The 19124-nt window shown below is 41.4% G+C and carries 19 protein-coding genes and 1 other annotated feature; of the genes, 2 read left to right on the top strand and 17 right to left on the bottom strand.

Annotation, left to right across the window (positions count from 1 at the left end; genetic code table 11):
• The 17 genes from DWY31_RS03545 to DWY31_RS03620 form a co-directional block, all read right to left on the bottom strand.
• Positions 1-420 carry a stage V sporulation protein AB gene (locus DWY31_RS03545; protein ID WP_118519544.1) on the bottom strand — a complete coding sequence of 140 codons (420 nt, stop codon included), beginning with the start codon at positions 418-420 and terminating at the stop codon, positions 1-3.
• Complete coding sequence (locus DWY31_RS03550) at positions 380-1036, bottom strand: stage V sporulation protein AA (RefSeq protein ID WP_118519545.1); 657 nt, start codon at positions 1034-1036, stop codon at positions 380-382. The genes DWY31_RS03545 and DWY31_RS03550 overlap by 41 nt, the downstream gene beginning before the upstream one ends.
• A complete protein-coding gene (locus DWY31_RS13995; RefSeq protein WP_021860756.1) occupies positions 1020-1187 on the bottom strand; it encodes a hypothetical protein in 168 nt (55 codons plus the stop codon). The genes DWY31_RS03550 and DWY31_RS13995 overlap by 17 nt, the downstream gene beginning before the upstream one ends.
• A gap of 64 nt (positions 1188-1251) precedes the next feature.
• Positions 1252-1965 (bottom strand): SigF/SigG family RNA polymerase sporulation sigma factor, encoded by a 714-nt coding sequence (locus DWY31_RS03555; RefSeq protein ID WP_118519546.1) that lies wholly within the window; start codon positions 1963-1965, stop codon positions 1252-1254.
• The gene (gene spoIIAB / locus DWY31_RS03560) at positions 1944-2399 is read right to left on the bottom strand and encodes an anti-sigma F factor (protein WP_118519547.1); all 456 of its coding nucleotides are present in this window, start codon (positions 2397-2399) and stop codon (positions 1944-1946) included. Before spoIIAB ends, DWY31_RS03555 begins: the two co-directional genes overlap by 22 nt.
• Positions 2400-2711 carry an anti-sigma F factor antagonist gene (gene spoIIAA, locus DWY31_RS03565; protein WP_021860753.1) on the bottom strand — a complete coding sequence of 104 codons (312 nt, stop codon included), beginning with the start codon at positions 2709-2711 and terminating at the stop codon, positions 2400-2402.
• An 84-nt stretch (positions 2712-2795) separates the two neighbouring features.
• On the bottom strand, positions 2796-4121 hold the full coding sequence (locus DWY31_RS03570; RefSeq protein WP_117536901.1) for a tetratricopeptide repeat protein: 1326 nt from the start codon (positions 4119-4121) through the stop codon (positions 2796-2798).
• Between the two features lie 10 nt (positions 4122-4131).
• The gene (locus tag DWY31_RS14240; RefSeq protein ID WP_021860751.1) at positions 4132-4266 is read right to left on the bottom strand and encodes a hypothetical protein; all 135 of its coding nucleotides are present in this window, start codon (positions 4264-4266) and stop codon (positions 4132-4134) included.
• Positions 4250-5593, bottom strand: coding sequence for a bifunctional folylpolyglutamate synthase/dihydrofolate synthase (locus DWY31_RS03575; protein WP_118519548.1), 1344 nt, complete (start codon positions 5591-5593; stop codon positions 4250-4252). Before DWY31_RS03575 ends, DWY31_RS14240 begins: the two co-directional genes overlap by 17 nt.
• Positions 5593-7803, bottom strand: coding sequence for an LTA synthase family protein (locus DWY31_RS03580; RefSeq protein ID WP_118519549.1), 2211 nt, complete (start codon positions 7801-7803; stop codon positions 5593-5595). Before DWY31_RS03580 ends, DWY31_RS03575 begins: the two co-directional genes overlap by 1 nt.
• Before the next feature lie 25 nt (positions 7804-7828).
• Positions 7829-10492, bottom strand: a complete 2664-nt coding sequence (locus tag DWY31_RS03585; RefSeq protein ID WP_118519550.1) for a valine--tRNA ligase — start codon at positions 10490-10492, stop codon at positions 7829-7831.
• Between the two features lie 81 nt (positions 10493-10573).
• Positions 10574-10844 (bottom strand) — a binding site (T-box leader).
• Positions 10845-11109: 265 nt separating this feature from the next.
• Positions 11110-12054: an AEC family transporter gene (locus DWY31_RS03595; protein WP_118519552.1), complete on the bottom strand. Its 945-nt coding sequence runs from the start codon at positions 12052-12054 to the stop codon at positions 11110-11112.
• 186 nt (positions 12055-12240) lie between these two features.
• On the bottom strand, positions 12241-13779 hold the full coding sequence (locus tag DWY31_RS03600; RefSeq protein ID WP_158575482.1) for an L-serine ammonia-lyase, iron-sulfur-dependent, subunit alpha: 1539 nt from the start codon (positions 13777-13779) through the stop codon (positions 12241-12243).
• A gap of 18 nt (positions 13780-13797) precedes the next feature.
• The gene (locus tag DWY31_RS03605) at positions 13798-15108 is read right to left on the bottom strand and encodes a TRAP transporter large permease (RefSeq protein WP_118287955.1); all 1311 of its coding nucleotides are present in this window, start codon (positions 15106-15108) and stop codon (positions 13798-13800) included.
• Positions 15105-15629 (bottom strand): TRAP transporter small permease, encoded by a 525-nt coding sequence (locus tag DWY31_RS03610; RefSeq protein WP_118287956.1) that lies wholly within the window; start codon positions 15627-15629, stop codon positions 15105-15107. The genes DWY31_RS03605 and DWY31_RS03610 overlap by 4 nt, the downstream gene beginning before the upstream one ends.
• A 12-nt stretch (positions 15630-15641) precedes the next feature.
• On the bottom strand, positions 15642-16676 hold the full coding sequence (dctP, locus tag DWY31_RS03615) for a TRAP transporter substrate-binding protein DctP (RefSeq protein WP_117536908.1): 1035 nt from the start codon (positions 16674-16676) through the stop codon (positions 15642-15644).
• 153 nt (positions 16677-16829) lie between these two features.
• Complete coding sequence (locus DWY31_RS03620) at positions 16830-17519, bottom strand: FadR/GntR family transcriptional regulator (RefSeq protein WP_158549875.1); 690 nt, start codon at positions 17517-17519, stop codon at positions 16830-16832.
• A 195-nt stretch (positions 17520-17714) separates the two neighbouring features.
• Between DWY31_RS03620 and DWY31_RS03625 the strand changes: the two genes are divergently transcribed.
• Both DWY31_RS03625 and DWY31_RS03630 read left to right on the top strand, forming a co-directional pair.
• The gene (locus DWY31_RS03625) at positions 17715-18584 is read left to right on the top strand and encodes a pyridoxamine kinase (protein ID WP_118287958.1); all 870 of its coding nucleotides are present in this window, start codon (positions 17715-17717) and stop codon (positions 18582-18584) included.
• A 2-nt stretch (positions 18585-18586) separates the two neighbouring features.
• Positions 18587-19114, top strand: coding sequence for a TIGR04002 family protein (locus DWY31_RS03630; RefSeq protein ID WP_021860743.1), 528 nt, complete (start codon positions 18587-18589; stop codon positions 19112-19114).
• Positions 19115-19124 lie beyond the last annotated feature (10 nt).

The raw sequence follows: 19124 nt of genomic DNA on the forward strand, positions 1-19124 counted from the left end.
TCATTTCGCCTCCTGTAAAAGAATCCATATACATCCGAGTGTTTTCCCGGCTGCGATTCCTAAAATAATACCTGCAAGGCAGTTCACCAGATTAAAACGCCGCATAAATACCGGGAACAGATTCAGGATCTCTGCCAGCGCCATTGCCCAGCAGCCGACAAACATCCCTGAAAATATCCCCACTGCCGCCAGCAGTATCACACCGCCATGAAGCGGTATCTGATAGAGCCAGAACAGATTGCCCAAAATACCGCCAAGCATTACGCATGTTTCGTACCACTGGATCTTATCTCCTGTGTGTGTCCGGTCTGCGAAATCCGAGATTACGCCAAGTTCTGCGATAAATGCAAACAGACCACCTGCTGCCACCGCACCTGCACTACTTCCTATGACCGCAAGAAGAATCTGTCTGATCCACATGAAGCTCCCTCTCCTTTCTCGAATATGTTTCAATCAGGGTTGTCTGAATATCATTTTCATACAGCCGCATCTCTACTTCCATCGGTGTCGGATCAACGGTAAATTTCTTCTTTCCAAAATGATTGAAGAAGATCAATATTCCAACTGCAAGTCCAAGACTGTATGTCAGTTCCAGTATGGTAAAGCCATCCGGTTTATTCCCCATGATCTGTGTGTATATCTGGTCGAAAAGTTTGGGTGCATCCACATCGTTATTAAATGCCATGATGGAAAATGCCGCACCAAAAAAACTCAGCACGGACACAAACACGACTTTTATGCTCTGCATGAATCTGCTGCCTTTCCCCGGCTCTTCATAGGTTACAATAAAATCAGGCTCTCCGATACTCTGCACGTCTGCGTTCGGATACACTTCCTGTATCATAGAAACAACTTTCAGCACCGATACCACTACACGACCGTTGATTCCTTTTAACAGGCGAAGAGACCGGACTTTTGCTTCCATTGATGGATTCACGCATGTAATCTCCAGCACTTCTCCCAATGTTATGTCCGGTTTCTTTACTTCTGTATTACGACCTGCCTTAATATAGATTGTTTCACTGTTCGATGCCACTTTCTGCCTCCCACCTTCTATCTACCAGCGTTCCTTCCGTCTCTCTTTCCGCCGCATTACACTCTGCAAAATAATAGATCATACCGGTCAGAACCGCTGCCGCCACAACGCAGATCAGGCATATCCGGAACTTCTTTCTGGTTTCATCCATACTTTCACCTTCTTTCTGTGATTAGTATGGATGGTTCCAGAAAAATTATTCATGGATATGCCTGTCAGATCTGTTCCCGCATACTTTTTAATATTTTTTTCTCCATCCGGGATACCTGTACCTGCGAAATGCCAAGTTCTTCTCCCACCTGAGACTGTGTGCGTTCTGCAAAATATCTCAGATAGATCAGTCTTCGTTCTTCTTTATTAAGACTTGCCAGCAATTCTTTCAAAAACATGTGATTCAGCACTTTTTCCGTCTCTTCTGCCGGACTTGCCAGTTTGTCTGCCAGTGTCAGCTCCTGTCCGTCTTTTCTGTAGATTGGTTTATGCAGAGATTCCAATTCTCCGGTCGCTTCAAACGCCTGTACCAGTTCTTCCGGTTCTACCTGCATCTCTGCAGCAACTTCTGTAATACATGGCTCGCGTCCCAGTTTTTTACCAAGTGCTTCCTGACAGAGATACCCGCGGTATGCCAATTCTTTCAGCGATCTGCTCACTTTGATCATTCCATCGTCCCGTAGAAAGCGTTTGATCTCACCGACGATCATCGGGACTGCATAAGTTGAAAATTTCACTTCATATTTCAGATCGAATTTGTCAATCGCTTTCAAAAGCCCTATCGTTCCGATCTGGAACAAATCTTCTGCTTCCACACCCCGGTTAAAATACCGTTTCGCAATACACCAGACAAGTCCTGTATTTTCTTCCACAAGCTGCGCTCTTGCCGTACGGTTGCCCGCATGTGATTTTCTGATCAAAGCGATTGTGTGATCCATAATTTACGTCCTTTACCAATAGTTTTTGCCATCTTTACCGTCGTTCCTTTCCCGACTTCCGACTCCACTTCCAAAAGATCCATAAATGCTTCCATAAAGGAAAATCCCATTCCCGACCGATCCAGTTCCGGTCTTGTTGTAAAGAGCGGTTCCATTGCCTGCTTTACATCTTCAATTCCTTTTCCCTGATCAGAGATTTCTACATATAAAGTCTGCCCTTTTGTTTTACAGTGGATGCGGATGTTATGTACTTCATTTTCATATCCATGTATAATGGCATTTGTCACAGCTTCTGAAACTGCCGTTTTCACATCCGACACTTCTTCCAGTGTCGGATTCAGTGACGTCATAAAGGATGCAACAGTTACTCTGGCAAAAGATTCATTTGCCGAGCGGCTGTCAAAAATAAGTTCCATTTCATTCGTATTTTCCATCTACCTGTCCTCCTCATAAATCTGCATGATCCTGGTTACTCCTGACATTGTCAGTATTTTTTTCATTCTTTCACTTGTATGCACGGCACACACCTCTCCTCCCAGCATATAAATTCGTTTATATCTCCCCATAATGACACCGATTCCGGAGCTGTCCATAAATGTCGTATCCGTAAAATCAAAGATCACATACCGAATATGATTCTGGTCGATCAGATAATCGGAACGTTTCCGGATTTCTTCTGCATTGTGATGATCCAGTTCTCCGGGGAGAAAAATAGTAAGACAGTTCTCCTGCACTTCATATTTCATTGTGTGTCCTCCTTTTTTGAGTAAAGAAAAAGGACATGCTTCTTCGCATATCCTTTTCTTTCGTAATTACATTCATATATTTATTTAGTTTTGTTTATTCTGTTTATTCAATGCCTCTTGTGCTGTTGTAGCCGCTTCTTTTCCGCTGTACTTATCGACAATCTTCTGATAGTATGTATTAGCCTTGTCTGTCTTATTCTGTTTTTCATAGCATTGTGCAAGAAGGAGCATTGCTTTTCCATCATTGTAACCCTGGTCCATCTGCATGATCTGATCCAGATTACTGATCGCGGTATCATAATTTGCTACATCATAATTTGCTGTCGCAGTAGCAAACAATTTCTGGCACATTGTCGGATAAAGTGATGATGTAATCTGCTCAAATTGTTTCTTTCCCTGTGTGCCAAGTGTGCTCTTATTCACTTTCAGAAGCTCTGCCAACATATCCGCATTACTCATATCACCGGCTTTGTAATGATCAGCAATGTTCATCACCGCCTCATAGCTTTCCTGTGTTGTAGCTGCGGTTGCTTTTGATTTCTTATTCTTCTTATCGGAAGAGCGGTAAGTTTCCAGTTCTTTCTTAAGTGCACTAATCTGCGCATCCTGCGTTGCGATCTGGTCACTGAACGAAGCCGTCTGTTTGTTGACAGTCTTCTGTCTTGAATTAGATACCGCCGGAAGGATCAGAAACCACATAACCGCAACACCGACTGCAAGTCCGATCAAAATATTCAGAACTGTATGCAGCCCCAGATTTTCTTTAAAATTACCGGATGCCGGCTGAATGATCGTCTCATTTCCCAGATTGTAAGAAACAAAATCTTCTTTTTTCTTATCTTTTATTCTGACAGTTCTGCTCTTTCGGATCTGATTCAGTTCATGCATATATCGAAGTGTCACCGGATCTGTCGTATCTAGCCTGTGCGCTGCACGGATCTCCTGTCTCGCCATAGAATACTGTTCATTCTTCAGATACAGAAGTGCCAGAAGCTGACGTGCTTTTACATAACCCGGATGCGCGGCAACTGCTTTCTTAAGCTGCATGATCGCAATATCATCGCCACCCTGTCTGGCATATTCAATACTCTGGTTATATTTTTTGACTGCTTGGTTCACCTGCTCCAGCTCTCCCGGAACTTCCTGTACCTTTTTAATAAAATAATTGGCAATATTATCTTTGGATTGGAAATTCTTACTGAGAATCCATTCTACAAGTGCTTCTACCACTTCTCCTCTGCCATAATAAACAAGACCGAGAAGGTTTCTGGCTGCTACATTCGCATTATTATATTGTAAACTACGTCTGAGCGATAGAATTGCTCCGGACAGATCCCGGATATTCGCACGCTTCAGACCATCATTATACCAGTAGTTGGACTGGTACACGAGTTTCGTTGAATAATCCATATAATCCCCTTTATTTCGTCTGTTCCATCATCTCTCGTATAATGTCTGTCATATCACTTAAGTCTTCCTGATACACCGCGCCCTCGATATCTTCTACTTCCAGACTCGGCTGAAACTTCTTCACTTCTTCATCGTAATTCAGCATGATTGTTACCTCCTGCTATTCGTTCTTTTATAGCTCCCACAAGATACAAAGATCCGAGACAGTAAATCTCACTCTCTCCCCGTCTGTCATAAGCTTCCTTAAGGGCATCCCCTATATCGCTTTTAGCCACAACTTCACAGTCCGTATATCTTTCAAATACTTTCTTAAGTTCTTCGGCTGACACTCTCCGTTTGTCAGGGATCTCTGTTACAATATATAACTTTGCCGGCAGATACCTGCACAGATATGCAATCATCCACTCGTAGTCTTTGTCCGCCACAGCAGAAAATACTACTATCGGCAATGGTTCCGGTTCCGGATACAAAAGGTGTATACTCTCCACAAACGCTTCGATCGCACCCGGATTATGCGCTCCGTCTACAAGCACATGCTCCGCTGCTTCTTCCATACGCCCTTCCCAGTGAATGGATGCGACGGCATCAACCCACTTCTTCCTCCTGTCCGGTTCGCTCTCACAGTTTCCTAACAGACATTCCAGTGCTTCCAGCGCAATCTGCGCATTCATTACCTGATAACATCCGCAGATTGGAACCTGCCAGATAACATCTTTATCATAAGCATTTCGCCTTGAAAATGCAATATGGTTTCTCGTAACTTCACGGATTTCGAACGCATTTTTCGAGATTTCTCTGCAAGGTGCGTGCATTTTCTCCGCCTGGCGCCGTATCACTTCCGTCGCCTCTGCCCGGCTTCCGTCAAAAATAACCGGAACTCCTTCCTTGATAATCCCTGCTTTTTCAAAAGCAATTTTCTCAATTGTATCACCCAGAATCGCTGTATGATCCAGACTGATGGATGTGATGACTGTAAGAACCGGACTTTCCACAGCATTGGTCGCATCCAGCCTGCCACCGAGTCCTGTTTCCAAAATGATATATTCTACGCCTGCCTTTTCAAAGGCTTTCATTCCCATGCCAAACAGGAATTCAAAATAAGAAGGATGTCCTTCACCTTCCTGCTCCATTTCCTGTGCTACATGATACGCTTCACAGAATACATCATAAAATGTATCATCGGAAATCTCTTCTCTGTCAATCTGTATTCGTTCATTGATCTTGATCAGATGTGGCGATGTGAAAAAACCTGTTTTTTTTCCTTCTGCCTGTAAAACAGCCTGCAGATAAGCACATACGGAACCTTTTCCATTCGTACCTGCCACATGGATGACTTTGCAGTTCTCTGCCGGATTCTGTAATTTTTCCAAATATTTTTTTGTATGCTTTAACGGATGTTTTTCCGTAAACTTGGGAAGCTCTTCGATATAATCGACAGCTTCCCTATAATTAGCCGGTATTTGATGTTTCATTATTTATCTCCGTCGGCCTGTGGTACCCAGGACTTGGTTGTATCGGTTCCTGTTCCTTTTTGTACTGTCAGTTTTCCATCCTTATAAATATATTCATCTGACTTTCTGAATACCGTATCGCTAGATCCCATCTGTACAACAGAAATCTTATCTCCATTCTTAAGCTCGGTATCATCCAGATCAATCCTTGTATTATTTAAGAAAGTGGAATTCTGTTTTTCATCATTTACATACACTTTGCTGGATTTAGTAAAGTTTTCGCCATACAGACTGTAACCTTCATCGAGATGCGGTACAACATTTTTCACTGTTACATTGCGGATTCCCATCTTCATATGTCCTTCTGTGATCGGTTTCTTGCCATTGTAAACATACTGTTTGCCATAAAGGATATCGTACTGTAAAAGCTCCAGGTCGGACAGATAATTCTTCGTCTTTCTTCTTGTCTGATGATAGTTGAACAATGTTCCGGAATGGATTCCCAGACGTTCAAATACTTCTGACATGATCTGGTAAGACGGAATATTTCTGTCCTGTTTCTTAAGTCCGATATTATCCCAGATGACATAGTTTGTGTTGTAGAGATACCGGCTCTTTAAGTCTTCTGCTTTTAAGCCCATTGTCGGAAGATGATCGCCGTAGAAAACTACAACGGTCGGTTCTTTTCTCTTCTCTACTGCCTTAATCAGGTTGCCGGCAAACTGATCCATCTCATAAACCTGATTTACATAGTATTCCCATTTATTCTTCAATGCCTCATCATCGATCCCCGATACTGTAATTCTCGGATTCTGGATTACTTTCTCTGTCGGGTAATCACCATGCCCCTGCAGGCTGACTGTAAATACAAAATCATTTTCTTTTGTTGAATCCATCGCATCCATAATATGCTGTACAAGCACGGCATCTTTCGCCCAGCCATTCTCTGTAAGCTGCAAAATGTTCATAAATTCCTTACTCGTAAAACTGTCAAATCCAATATTATTAAATACTCTCGCACGGCTGTAGAAATTACCGCCATTATTATGCAGCGCATGTGTTCCGTATCCTAATTTTCCTAATGCAGTAGCCGCACTCTCGCACGTATGATCCTTCAGCATTGTCTTATATGGATATTCTCCCGGTCCGAAATAACGTAAATTCATTCCGGTCAGCACCTCAAACTCTGTGTTCGCTGTTCCGGCTCCTACCGATGGTACCTTGAAATATCCGGTCGAATATTTCTTAAACATCTTATGAAGATTCGGGCACACATCCTGAGATGTCTTGAAAAATTCTGCATTATCTACATCGAAATAAGATTCCAGCTGAACAAATAAAATATTCGGTTTTGTCTTCTTCGTCTTTGCATTTGTGATCTTAGATTCCGTAAGTTTTCCATTCTGTCCGATCTCTTCCATCGTTTTCTTACTGTAGCCGCTCGGCTCATCAATTCCGGTGTTGAACACACTTGCCATGAAGCAGTACGGAAGTCCATAGTCTTCATATGCAAATGCGATATTTCCGAAATATGTGGATACGACTCTTTTGTCTACTGCCTGATTGGAAACAAATACATATAACACTGCACATACAACAATTCCAATCAATGCACGAACGTGGTGAATCTTTCCATCATACTGTCCGCCACGTCTCCACATAGAAATCATCCATACAACAACCGCCGCGATTCCTACGATAAATAAAATAATCTCAAATCCGTCCAGATACTTATTGATCAGTGATAATCCGTCTGATGCAATCTTCAGATCCTGTGCATTAAATGGAGTAACACGCTTTAGCAGCATATAGCCGTTTGCTATACCAAGAATCATCCAGAATATACTGACAATAATCCGGACAAACACTCTCCGCTTGAACAAATATACAATGGAAAATGTGACAAATATCATAAATGCATTATACAAAAATACCAAAGGGGATCCCGTCATATAAATCCACGCTTCTACGAGTGAATGACGGGAAATCGCCTCAATTGCGAAGTTGATGATACATGCAAGCAGCGCATGGAACACCAGCGAAAAACGATTCATAAATTTATAAACAGGCTGCATTTTCCTTGCAAATGCACTGTTGCGGCGCGCTTCAATAATTCTCGCACGTCGCTCCTTTCGTGCCTTAAAGTGGCGAATAACGTCTTCTTTTTTCAGGTTCTTTAATTTTTCAATTCCGCCTTTAATATCCGGTTTTTTAATATGAATTTTTTTCATAATATCCCCTTACATATCTTCTAGTTTATTTGGACTGTTTTGCTTTTAGTCCTTCCAATCTTTCAGATACCTGTGCTTTCATCTGTTTGTAAGTTTCCAGTTTCTCACGTTCTTCCTGAACTTTTGCTTCCGGTGCTTTGCTTACAAATTTTTCATTATTTAACATTCCCTGTGCACGGGCAATCTCTTTATTTAAACGAGTTTCTTCTTTGGTCAGACGTTCGATTTCCTGATCGAAGTCAATCAGTTCTTCTAACGGAACATATACAGTTGCATCCGGAACAACTACGGATACTGCGTCATCTGCAATTCCTGCTTTATCTTTCTGAATAACAAGATCCAGCACAGAAGCCATCTGTTTTGCAGAATTTGTCATAAATGCAAGTCCATCGCATAATGTCTGATCTTCGCAAACTACATATGCAGTTGCTTTTCTTGAATTCGGAACGTTCATCTCTGCACGTACGTTACGGATACCACGTACAATCTCTTTGTAGTGATCTACAATGCGCTCAGCTTCCGGAAAGTTCAGAGCTTCGTCATATTCCGGCCATGCAGACATCATCAGTGACTCCTCTTCCGGAATCAGTTTGCCGTAAATCTCTTCTGTTACGAATGGCATATACGGATGCAGTAATTTCAGAGAGTCTTTCAGAACTTTTCTTAATGTCCAGAGTGCGTCATTTGCTCCCGTTGGATCTTCTTCTGCATGGTAAATACGATATTTTGCAAGCTCGATATACCAGTCACAGAACTCATCCCAGATGAAGTCATACAGCTTAGACAATGCAATTCCGAGTTCGAATTTATCCATGTTTTCTGTCACATCTTTAATCAATGTGTTGCATTTTGATAAGATCCACTGATCTGACGGATGCAAGCTGTCTTTTGCAGGTTCTTCTAATTTCTTCTCATCCAGGTTCATCATAATGAAACGTGACGCATTCCATACTTTATTTGCAAAGTTTCGGCTTGCCTCAACTCTTTCATTATAGAAACGCATATCGTTACCAGGTGCATTACCGGTAATCAGTGTCATACGCAGCGCATCTGCTCCGTACTGGTCGATGATTTCCAGTGGATCGATACCATTTCCAAGAGACTTACTCATCTTACGTCCCTGTGAATCTCTTACCAGTCCATGAATAAATACGGTATGGAACGGCGCTTTTCCAGTATGTGCATATCCTGAGAATACCATTCGGATTACCCAGAAGAAGATAATATCATATCCTGTTACAAGCACATCTGTCGGATAGAAGTAATCCAGATCTTCGCTCTGATCCGGCCATCCAAGTGTTGAGAACGGCCACAGCGCTGAACTAAACCATGTATCCAGTGTATCTTCGTCCTGTGTCAGATGTGTACATCCGCATTTCGGGCATTTTTCCGGCATACCGCGAGATACAACAACTTCTCCGCAGTCATCACAGTAGTAAGCCGGGATTCTGTGTCCCCACCAGATCTGGCGAGAAATACACCAGTCACGGATATTTTCCAGCCAGTGCAGGTAAATCTTGTTAAAACGCTCCGGAACGAATTTTAATTCGCCAGTCTTGATCGCATTGATCGCCGGTTTTGCGAGTTCGTCCATCTTCACAAACCACTGCTGCTTTACCATCGGTTCAACCGTTGTGTGGCAACGGTCATGTGTTCCAACATTATGAGAGTGCGGAACAACCTTTACAAGATATCCCTGCTCTTCCAAATCAGCAACCATTGCTTTTCTTGCTTCGTAACGATCCATACCTGCATATTTACCACCATACTGTTCGTTGATCGTCGCATCATCGTTCATGACATTGATCTCCGGCAGATTATGACGTTTTCCGACTTCAAAGTCGTTCGGGTCGTGAGCCGGTGTAATCTTAACAGCGCCTGTTCCGAATTCTTTGTCTACATAATAATCTGCAACGATCGGAATCTCTCTGTCTGTCAACGGCAGAAGACATTTTTTTCCTACGATATCTTTGTATCTCTCATCATCCGGATGTACTGCGATTGCCGTATCTCCAAGCATTGTCTCCGGACGTGTTGTCGCAATCTCAAGGAAATCATCTGTTCCAACGATCGGATATTTGATATGCCAGAAGAATCCATCCTGCTCTTCATGCTCTACTTCCGCATCAGAAAGGGATGTCTTACATACCGGACACCAGTTAATGATACGGGATCCTTTGTAAATAAATCCTTTCTCATGCAGGTTGATAAATACCTGCTCTACAGCCTTGGAGCAGCCTTCATCCATTGTGAAACGCTCTCTGTCCCAGTCACAGGAAACACCAAGTTTCTTTAACTGTCCTTCGATTGTTCCGGCATACTCTTCTTTCCACTGCCATGTTCTCTCTAAGAATTTCTCTCTTCCAAGTTCTTTTTTATCAATTCCTTCTTCTTTTAACTGATTGGTAACTTTTACTTCTGTAGAGATTGCTGCATGATCTGTTCCCGGAATCCACAGAGCATTATACCCCTGCATTCTCTTATAACGGATCAGAATGTCCTGCAGTGTATTGTCTAAAGCATGTCCCATATGCAGCTTACCGGTAATATTCGGTGGTGGCATTACTGTTGTAAATGGTTTCTTACTTCTGTCTACTTCTGCATGAAAATACTGGTTTTCACACCATTTTTCATATAATTTTGATTCAATCTCTTTTGGATTGTATGTGGTCTCTAAGTTCTGACTCATTGTTTCCTCCTCATAATTCCTCATAAGTTCTTATTTCACACTTTGGTCACATTTGGACAATTAAAAACGCCCTTTACACACGTAAAGGGCGACTGTAACCGCGGTACCACCTTTATTATATAGAAGAAACTCTTCCATATCTCTCATCTTATTCTTTAACGGGAACGACTCCGGGATATCCTACTTGTTCCTCTGATCTTTAAATCTACTGACCAGTTCGTAACCTGTCGTTTCAGATATCCGGCATCCAAAGCTACCTTCTGTATCTTCTGATTCTGAAACTGCCTTCCAGCCTGCGGACAGTTCTCTCTGGCAGGGAACGATACATACTCCTCTTCTTCAACGCCTTTACGTATAAACTCACTGAATATCATATCTATCGATTCTGCATTTGTCAAGGATTTTACACAGATTTCAGAAATCCTTAAGGTTTGATTTGCACAAAAAGATGCCATACGAATTGTTCCGTACTGCGTACTCTCACAATTCTACCCAATATTCGCATATCGTGAAGCCTGCGCTCCACTTTTATGCTCATATCGGGGCGGGTCACTAAGCCATAAAACCACTCATGTGCGAGCACATCGTGGTTTCAGGCTTTTGACCCTGGCATCACATTATATAAAGTTCATGCTTTTTAATATGTACAGCCAGCCTGTCAGTGTGAATGCGCTGAACAATGTAGTAAGCATTACAACACTGGAACTAAGAACGCCTTCATGTCCCATATTTTTGGCCATAACAAAACAGCTTACGGTTGTCGCTGATCCCAGCATTACCAGTATCGCCACCAGTTCTTCTCTCCGGAATCCAAGCATAATCGCAATCGGAAGAAAGATTGCCGCAAGACCGATTAATTTCATAAATGTTGCAACTGCTGCCGGTTTCACTTTTGCAAATGCCTTCTTTATATCGAAAGTAGCTCCCATTGCCATAAGCCCCATCGGCGTTGCAACACCGCCAATATTTGTTACCATCTTCTGCATAATATGTGGCATCTTAAGTCCAAGTGCAGACCATAGTAGTCCTGCCACAATTCCTAAAATAATCGGATTCGTCACAATACCTTTTGCTGTTCTTTTTAAAACAGCCTTATCAAGTCCACTCTGTCCCGGCTTAAAAAGAGATAACACCAATACTGCCATAATATTATAAAGCGGCACACTTCCAATGATCATAACCGGTGCCATTCCTGCATTTCCGTATATATTCTGTATAAATGCAATTCCAAGAAGTGCAGCACTGCTTCTGTAGGATGCCTGAATAAATTCTCCTCTCAAAGCTCTTTCTTTTAACCCCAGTGACATAAATGATACCAGTGTAATACTGAGAAATGTTGCCAGAAAACAAAACAATACAAATTTCATATTCCATACTTCGTGAAAATCGACTGTGGCCAGATCACTAAACACTAAAACCGGAAGCGGAACCACAAATACGAATTTGTTCATTTTCTGTGCAAATACATCATCGATCCATCCGATTTTGTGGAATAATAGTCCCAGGATCATAAGTAAAAAAATCGGTACGGTTGCATTTAAACTAAATATCAGATTTTCCATTTTCTCTTCTGTTCCTTCTTATACAATATTATCAGGTTAAAATTCTCACATATTTTATCATATTTTTTGTCTATAAACAATGAAAAAGAGACTGCACTCTGTTTGTACACTCCATAGAAGGGGAGCATCTCATTCATGCGTAAGTCTCTTTTTCATTTTCATATTATGGGGTTCTATGTTAAAAATCTACTGTGTCAATTTTTTTCGTGTACACACAGCTGTTTTGGTACATGCCAGTCCACCTATTGTTGCACACTTTAATTCTGATGGCAGGCGCTTCTCTACATCAATCAGTGCATCGATCACCTCGTCCGGCGGAATAAAGCTTCTTACTCCTGCCAAAGCCATATCGGAAGAAATATAAGCATTTGCCACACCAACTGCATTTCGCTTTATACATGGAACTTCAATCGGTGCTGCTATCGGATCACACACAAGTCCCAGCAAATTCTTCATACAAATAGCCATTGCATGCATAATTGCTTCCTTATCTTCAGTGAAAATACTGGCCATACCTGCTGATGTAATTGCACTGGATACTCCTACTTCTCCCTGGCAGCCTCCGACAGATCCTGAAAAAGACACATCACAAGCAGCCATTATAACGCCAATCAATGCACTTACAAACAGCCCGTCTTCAATCTGTTTATCTGAAAGTTGATGTACCTGTTGCAATGCAGTCATGCATCCAGGTGCAATTCCTGAGGAACCTGCAGTTGGAGCTGCGACAATACATCCCATGGAGCCATTATATTCCATAACTCCAAGAGCCATTGCTGTCGCAAGTGGAATCGTACCTCCTGAAATCGTTTCTTCTTTCTCCACTGCCTGCATCAGCATTTTTCCATCTTTTCCACTGGTAAGTCCATAGAGCAGCTGATGCTCTTCCTGTCCTTTTTTCACAGATTCTTTCATCAAAAGCCACTGTTCATGCATCCGGTCACGAATTACTTTTTCCGAAAATCCGGATCGTAAGGATTCATATCTGACAGCAGTCTCTGCCAGTGTTAAATTCTCCTTTTCAGCATATTCACAAACGCTGTCGCAAGAACTGATCCATTCTACATGTCTTTTAGAGGATCCATAGGCAAGAACCGGTGACGCAAGACTTATTTTTTTCACCATGTTCTGCCCGCGAAGCAGCTCAAGCATACTCTCATCCGGTTTTTCAAGAAACGTACCACACGTTACATATTCTTGTTTTTCTGAAATGCCCTGCTGTACTTCTTTTGCTCCTGCAAATGTCTCTTTTGCCAGCTCTGTTTCACTCCATACTATCACATGCCAGGTATCCGCTGTCAGGCGCATAGGAACCCGGTCAATTTCACTGATAAGAATGCTTCCGCCACCTATTGAAGTTCCAAATACGGAATATTCTTCACCATCTTTTGTATATACTGTAACTCTGGCTGAATTTTCCGGATATTTTCCTTCTTCCAGAAAATCTACCTTTGTCTCCACTCCGTTCGCATGTGCGATTGCAATTGCATCACGAATCTCCGGATCATCTTCCGACATTCCAAGCGTTCCGCCAAAAAGTGCTGCATCAGAACGATGTCCATAATAAGTAGTTCTCATTTTCGGACTCAACGTCAATCTGACAGAAGCTGCGTCCACCTGTAAAATACGATTTGCCATCATTCCTATTCTGGCCATACCAGCTGTGTGAGAGCTGGACGGACCGATCATAACCGGTCCTATTATTTCAAAAATACTTGTTTCCATTTTCCTCTCCTCTTCCATTTACACAAGGCCAAACAATCTCGGTAATGCCATAGAAATTGGTTCAATATAAGTAGTAAGTAACACAATCGGCAGATATCCGATCAGTAAAAATACGGCTGTATTTTTCATCATTTCTCCAAATTCCGCATGGCCGATTTTCATTCCGAAATACAACACACTTGCATATGGAGGTGTCAGGCATCCTGCCGATAAATTTACAACCATAATTGCTGCAAAATGCACCGGTGAGATTCCATATGCATTAATTAATGGAAGTAACAGCGGAGCACAAAGCATAATTGCTGTTGTATCATTAACAATCATTCCTACAAAAAGGAGAAATACATTTACCATCAGCAGAACAACATATTTATTATCTGTAAACCCAAGGAATACATTTACGAGCATCTGTGGAATCTGAAGCTGTGTCATTGCCTGACTCAGTAATAGGCAGAAAAAGATCATCATAAAAATAGATCCTATAGAAGATGCTGTAGATCGTAACATATTCAGTGTATTTTTTGCTTTCAATCTGCGATACACAAAGATTCCTAATAAAATTGCAAGCACCGCACATACCGACGCAGCTTCCGTTGCAGTAAAGATACCTCCGTAAATTCCTCCAAGAATAATTACAGGCATCATAAGTGCAGGAATGGATTCAATGATTACTTTTTTCTTTGATTTTGGCTTTTCTTCTGCTACTGTTTCTTCTACTACCGGAGCATTCGCATATTTTCTTGCATATACAATATTTAAAACAGAAAAGGTTATAATTGTTAAAATTCCAGGTACTACAGTTGAAAGAAAGCCTGCCAGAATACTGGTTCCTGTTGCCCAACCATAAATAATAAGAGGAACACTTGGTGGAATTAAGCTTCCCAAAATAGAGGAACAAGTCACCAAAGAAGTCGCAAATCCTCTGGAATATCCTTCTCTTCGAAGTTCTGGAATCATAATTCCTCCAAGAGCTGCTATTCCGGTGAATGCACTTCCTGAAATAGCTCCCATAATACCACAAATGACAACAACGATAACTCCGAGTGCGCCTTTAATTTTTCCTACAAATACTCTGGCAAGTCCTACCAGTTTCTCTGCCATGCCGCTTTCTGCGATTAAATTTCCTGCTATTACAAACATCGGTACTGCAAGAAGTGAGGTACTGATCATCTGTGAATATCCCCACACAAACAAAGATCTCACAGGCACATTACAAGTTGCTACCAGGAAAATCAAAGCTCCGGCAAAACAATACGGTAATGGAATACCTATCAATAACAGGATCAATAACAAGCACATACAAATTGCAAATGCAACCATTACATTCATGATCTATTTCCTCCTTCTTCCCATTTTTCTTTGAATTTAACGATATTTTTTACAGTTCCGACTAATGTATATACACACATCAGTGTCAATCCTGTAAGAATTGCCAGTTCTCCGATTGGCATAGGGATTCCAAGCACTGCACTTTTCTTTCCGATTTCCAGACTATGTATCGAATATTGTATCGCCCAGTCAAACACATATATTGCTAATGCACTGGCAACGATATTACAAACGATTTCTGTAATCTGAACTGCATGTTTATTTTTTGAAACCGCCTTCACAATTCCACATTCAATATGGGAATTCGTATATGCTGCACACGCTCCGCCAAGGAAATATACCCAAATAGTAGGAAATGTCAGTAATTCTTCAATTCCAAATAAAGGCATATTAAAAAATCGTAAAATAACCTGTAACGTCACGAGGAATACCATAAATAAAGCCAATATAGAACAAACGACTTCACAGACATTTCCAACTATGTCAAGAAAGCGTTCTATTTTTTCTCCAAGTACTTTCATCTCTTTTTCCTCCTATTGATTTTGAATCTTCTTACTCAACTTGCCCCATACGGAACCATATTCAGAACCAATTTTTGGCCATACTTTTTTCCGCACATAATCTCGATAATCATCGATTACTTTATTTCCCGGTTCGTATACTTCTACACCTTTTTCTTTGAATAACTTAATGTACTTTTTCTCATTACTCTTAGCAAGTTTAAATGCTTCATCCTCAATTTCTTTTGCACTCTTCTGCACAATCTGCTTTTCCTCTGCCGACAATGTTTTCCAGGTATCCATACTCATATAGATCCAGTGACATTCCATATGCGTCTTTGTACAATACAAATATTTACACAATTCACCGTAATCGTTCCAGTACTGTTCTGCACCACCACCAGACACACCATCTACAACTCCTGTCTGTAACGCAGTAAATGTATCAGATGTCGGCAACGGTGTTGTGGAAAAGCCAATTGCAGTTCCGAACTCTTCAAACGCTTTTTGCTGAGGAACACGAATTTTCAGTCCTTTTTTTGCACCTGGGGTTTCAATATTTTTCGCTGGCTTTGTTGTCATAATTGCACCGAAATATTTAGGAATTACGGCTAAAAGTTTGATATTTTCTTTTTTCAACTGGCCGCTTACATACTGATATACCATTCCGTCATTCGAATTATACAATGCCATTGCTTCATCCCAGCTTGTTGCCAGATATGGAGCAATTTGTACAGATAACGTAGAGTTAACAGATGGCGACATCGATCCTAACATTAACTGGATTTCTCCCATACCTGCGCATTCTTGAACAACCGTATAATCACCCAGTTGGTTGTTTGGATAAATATTAATCTGTAAATTATCCATCTGACTCGTCAATTTATCCGCAAATTCATTGGCAAGTTTATCGTTATCCGTGCCTTCCGCTCTTGTGTGTGCAAATTTCCAAATTCTTTTTCCACTTTTCGTCTCGCCGGATGCATTTTGACCACTATTCGCACATCCTGCAAGAAGTCCAACCGCAAAGACGCATGCAAAAATCGCACTCAAGACTCTTTTTCTCATTCCTTGTATCCTCCTTGTTATTTTGTATTGTCTGGTTGTCTGACAGCCTTACATTTAATATACATTAAATCCATCAAAAGTCAAGTAGTTATTTGAAATTGTTTCAAAAAAACATGAGTTGTCGCAACAATTTAGACAACTCATGTTTTTATTCTATTTATTTCTCATTTTTCTAGTTAAATGATATTCCACAATCTTTCGAGCTCGCTCGGCATCATGATCTTTTAATGCCTGAATCACCTCACCATGTTCACGATGGTATGATAACACCTCTTCAAGCTCCGAGTCCTTTTCAAACTCTTCTCTTTCCTCCAAAACCATCTGCACCAATGAATTATATAGCGCCATCAGCACATCATTATGAAGCATCTTCACAATGTAAGCATGAAATTCATGTCCTTTTTTTTCAGACTCTTCATCCCGGCCCTGTAACGTATCTTCTACCATCTCTTCATAATTTTTCTGTAAATATGCAATATCTTCTTCCGTACACTGCTTTGCTGCAAGGTAAGCCGCCTGAGATTCCAATATTAATCTGCACTGTAAGATCTCATCATAATAATGTTCATTGCTCATCATTTCCATCAGACGATTATCATTGATCCTCTGTAACGCATTCGGTGCAATATAAGTTCCCTGTCCGGTCCGCGCCTCCAGGATTCCTAACACCTGCAAAGATTTTATTGCCTCTCTTATGGAACTTCTGCCAACCTGGAATTCTTTTGCCAGTTCTATTTCCCCTTGAATACGTTCTCCCTCTTTCCAGGTCCCGTCTTCAATCTGTTTTTTTATCTGTGTTGATATATCTTCGTATACTTTATTCTTCTGAATTGGCGTAATCATAAATTCATTCCCCATCTTTCTCTAATATTAAGATATACTTTTTCAATTTGTATTTATCTTATCACATTTTATACTTGAAACCCACCTATTTTTATCTCCTTTAACTGGCTTGCTTAGTTTTGTTATATCTGGCTTTTTCAAACACACCACTTTAGTGCTAAGATAAGTGTAGTTTTGATGAAGGGAAGTTACACTATGACAAAAAAAATTGCCGTAATCAATGATTTATCCGGATTCGGCAGGTGTTCTCTTACTGCAGCAATCTCTGTCATTGCCGCTATGGGAGTGCAGCCCTGTCCGCTGCCGACAGCAGTGTTATCCGCTCAGACCGGATATCCGAGTTATTATTGTGATGATTATACAGAGAAGATGGAGTATTTTCGAAGCGAATGGAAAAAGATGGGGCAGACTTTTGACGGTATTTACACCGGATTCGTAGCAAGCGAGCAGCAAATTGACCAGATTTTTCATTTCGTAGAAACATTTGACACACCGGACACATTCTTATTAGTCGATCCGGTTATGGGGGACGATGGGCACACCTACGCAATGTTCACTCCCGAACTGTTGCGCAAAATGAAAAAACTTGCCATGACCGCTGACATTATCACACCAAATCTGACAGAGCTGACATTACTCACGGATGCTTCTTATCATGAACTGGTTGCCATTTCCGATGCAGAATCTATGATGAAAGAAATCGTGAAGCTGGCACAGAGTCTTTGTGAAGCCGGACCTTCTAAAGTTATTGTAACCGGAATCCGTTTTTCTGATAATGACGGAACTCGCAAAATGGGAAACCTCTATGTTACAAAAGAAGTGCAGACACTTGTCGCTTTTCCATATATCGGTGGCAGTTATTCCGGAACCGGAGATCTTTTTGCCTCCTGCTTAAGCGCAGGGATTGCAAGGGGATATGATGTACCAGCCACCATTAAACTCGCCGGTACATTTCTGGAAGCCGCACTTGCTGACTCTGTCAGGGAACATATTCCGGCTAATGATGGTGTAAATTATGAGCAATATCTGGCAATGCTTACTGCCGGATTAGAAAAGGGGATTTAATAATGAATGAGAAACAGCAAAAACCAGTTACTTTATTGACTGTCACCGGATTATTCGCAGCAATCATCACCTTGATGACTGCATATATCTGTCATATACCTTACGGTGCAAACGGTGGATATATCCACTTCGGTGATGCCCTGATCTATGTTGCAGCTGTGATCCTGCCAAGACCATATGCGATGGCTGCCGCTGCAATCGGCGGAGGACTTGCAGACCTTCTGACTGCACCAATGTGGGCGCCGGCAACGATTATAATCAAGATGCTGATCACATTACCATTTACAAGTAAAAACGGTCGCATGCTGAACGGGCGTAATATCATTGCACCTTTCCTCGCCGCTCTTATTTCCGCAACCGGTTATTATCTTGCCCAGGGAATCCTCTTTGGCTCCTGGATATCTGTCATCGTTTCTTTTGCAGGAAGCGCTGTACAGTCCGGTGGAAGTGCTGTGATTTTTCTTGTACTTGCAGGTGCAATGGATAAGGCACATATCAAAAATAAAGCAGAATTGATTTTATATCAGTAAATCTAAAATA

This window comes from Dorea sp. AF24-7LB (assembly GCF_003478575.1).
In the GTDB taxonomy this organism is placed as follows: domain Bacteria; phylum Bacillota; class Clostridia; order Lachnospirales; family Lachnospiraceae; genus Dorea_D; species Dorea_D hominis.

Coding starts and splice junctions, on each gene's coding strand:
- DWY31_RS03585 (WP_118519550.1), bottom strand. CDS start 10,492: ATGAGTCAGAACTTAGAGACCACATACAATCCAAAAGAGATTGAATCA.
- DWY31_RS03580 (WP_118519549.1), bottom strand. CDS start 7,803: ATGAAAAAAATTCATATTAAAAAACCGGATATTAAAGGCGGAATTGAA.
- DWY31_RS03570 (WP_117536901.1), bottom strand. CDS start 4,121: ATGGATTATTCAACGAAACTCGTGTACCAGTCCAACTACTGGTATAAT.
- DWY31_RS03555 (WP_118519546.1), bottom strand. CDS start 1,965: ATGGATCACACAATCGCTTTGATCAGAAAATCACATGCGGGCAACCGT.
- DWY31_RS03595 (WP_118519552.1), bottom strand. CDS start 12,054: ATGGAAAATCTGATATTTAGTTTAAATGCAACCGTACCGATTTTTTTA.
- DWY31_RS03600 (WP_158575482.1), bottom strand. CDS start 13,779: ATGGAAACAAGTATTTTTGAAATAATAGGACCGGTTATGATCGGTCCG.
- spoIIAB (WP_118519547.1), bottom strand. CDS start 2,399: ATGGAAAATACGAATGAAATGGAACTTATTTTTGACAGCCGCTCGGCA.
- DWY31_RS03625 (WP_118287958.1), top strand. CDS start 17,715: ATGACAAAAAAAATTGCCGTAATCAATGATTTATCCGGATTCGGCAGG.
- DWY31_RS03610 (WP_118287956.1), bottom strand. CDS start 15,629: ATGAAAGTACTTGGAGAAAAAATAGAACGCTTTCTTGACATAGTTGGA.
- DWY31_RS03605 (WP_118287955.1), bottom strand. CDS start 15,108: ATGAATGTAATGGTTGCATTTGCAATTTGTATGTGCTTGTTATTGATC.
- dctP (WP_117536908.1), bottom strand. CDS start 16,676: ATGAGAAAAAGAGTCTTGAGTGCGATTTTTGCATGCGTCTTTGCGGTT.
- DWY31_RS03620 (WP_158549875.1), bottom strand. CDS start 17,519: ATGATTACGCCAATTCAGAAGAATAAAGTATACGAAGATATATCAACA.
- DWY31_RS03630 (WP_021860743.1), top strand. CDS start 18,587: ATGAATGAGAAACAGCAAAAACCAGTTACTTTATTGACTGTCACCGGA.
- DWY31_RS03545 (WP_118519544.1), bottom strand. CDS start 420: ATGTGGATCAGACAGATTCTTCTTGCGGTCATAGGAAGTAGTGCAGGT.
- spoIIAA (WP_021860753.1), bottom strand. CDS start 2,711: ATGAAATATGAAGTGCAGGAGAACTGTCTTACTATTTTTCTCCCCGGA.
- DWY31_RS14240 (WP_021860751.1), bottom strand. CDS start 4,266: ATGCTGAATTACGATGAAGAAGTGAAGAAGTTTCAGCCGAGTCTGGAA.
- DWY31_RS03575 (WP_118519548.1), bottom strand. CDS start 5,593: ATGAAACATCAAATACCGGCTAATTATAGGGAAGCTGTCGATTATATC.
- DWY31_RS13995 (WP_021860756.1), bottom strand. CDS start 1,187: ATGGATGAAACCAGAAAGAAGTTCCGGATATGCCTGATCTGCGTTGTG.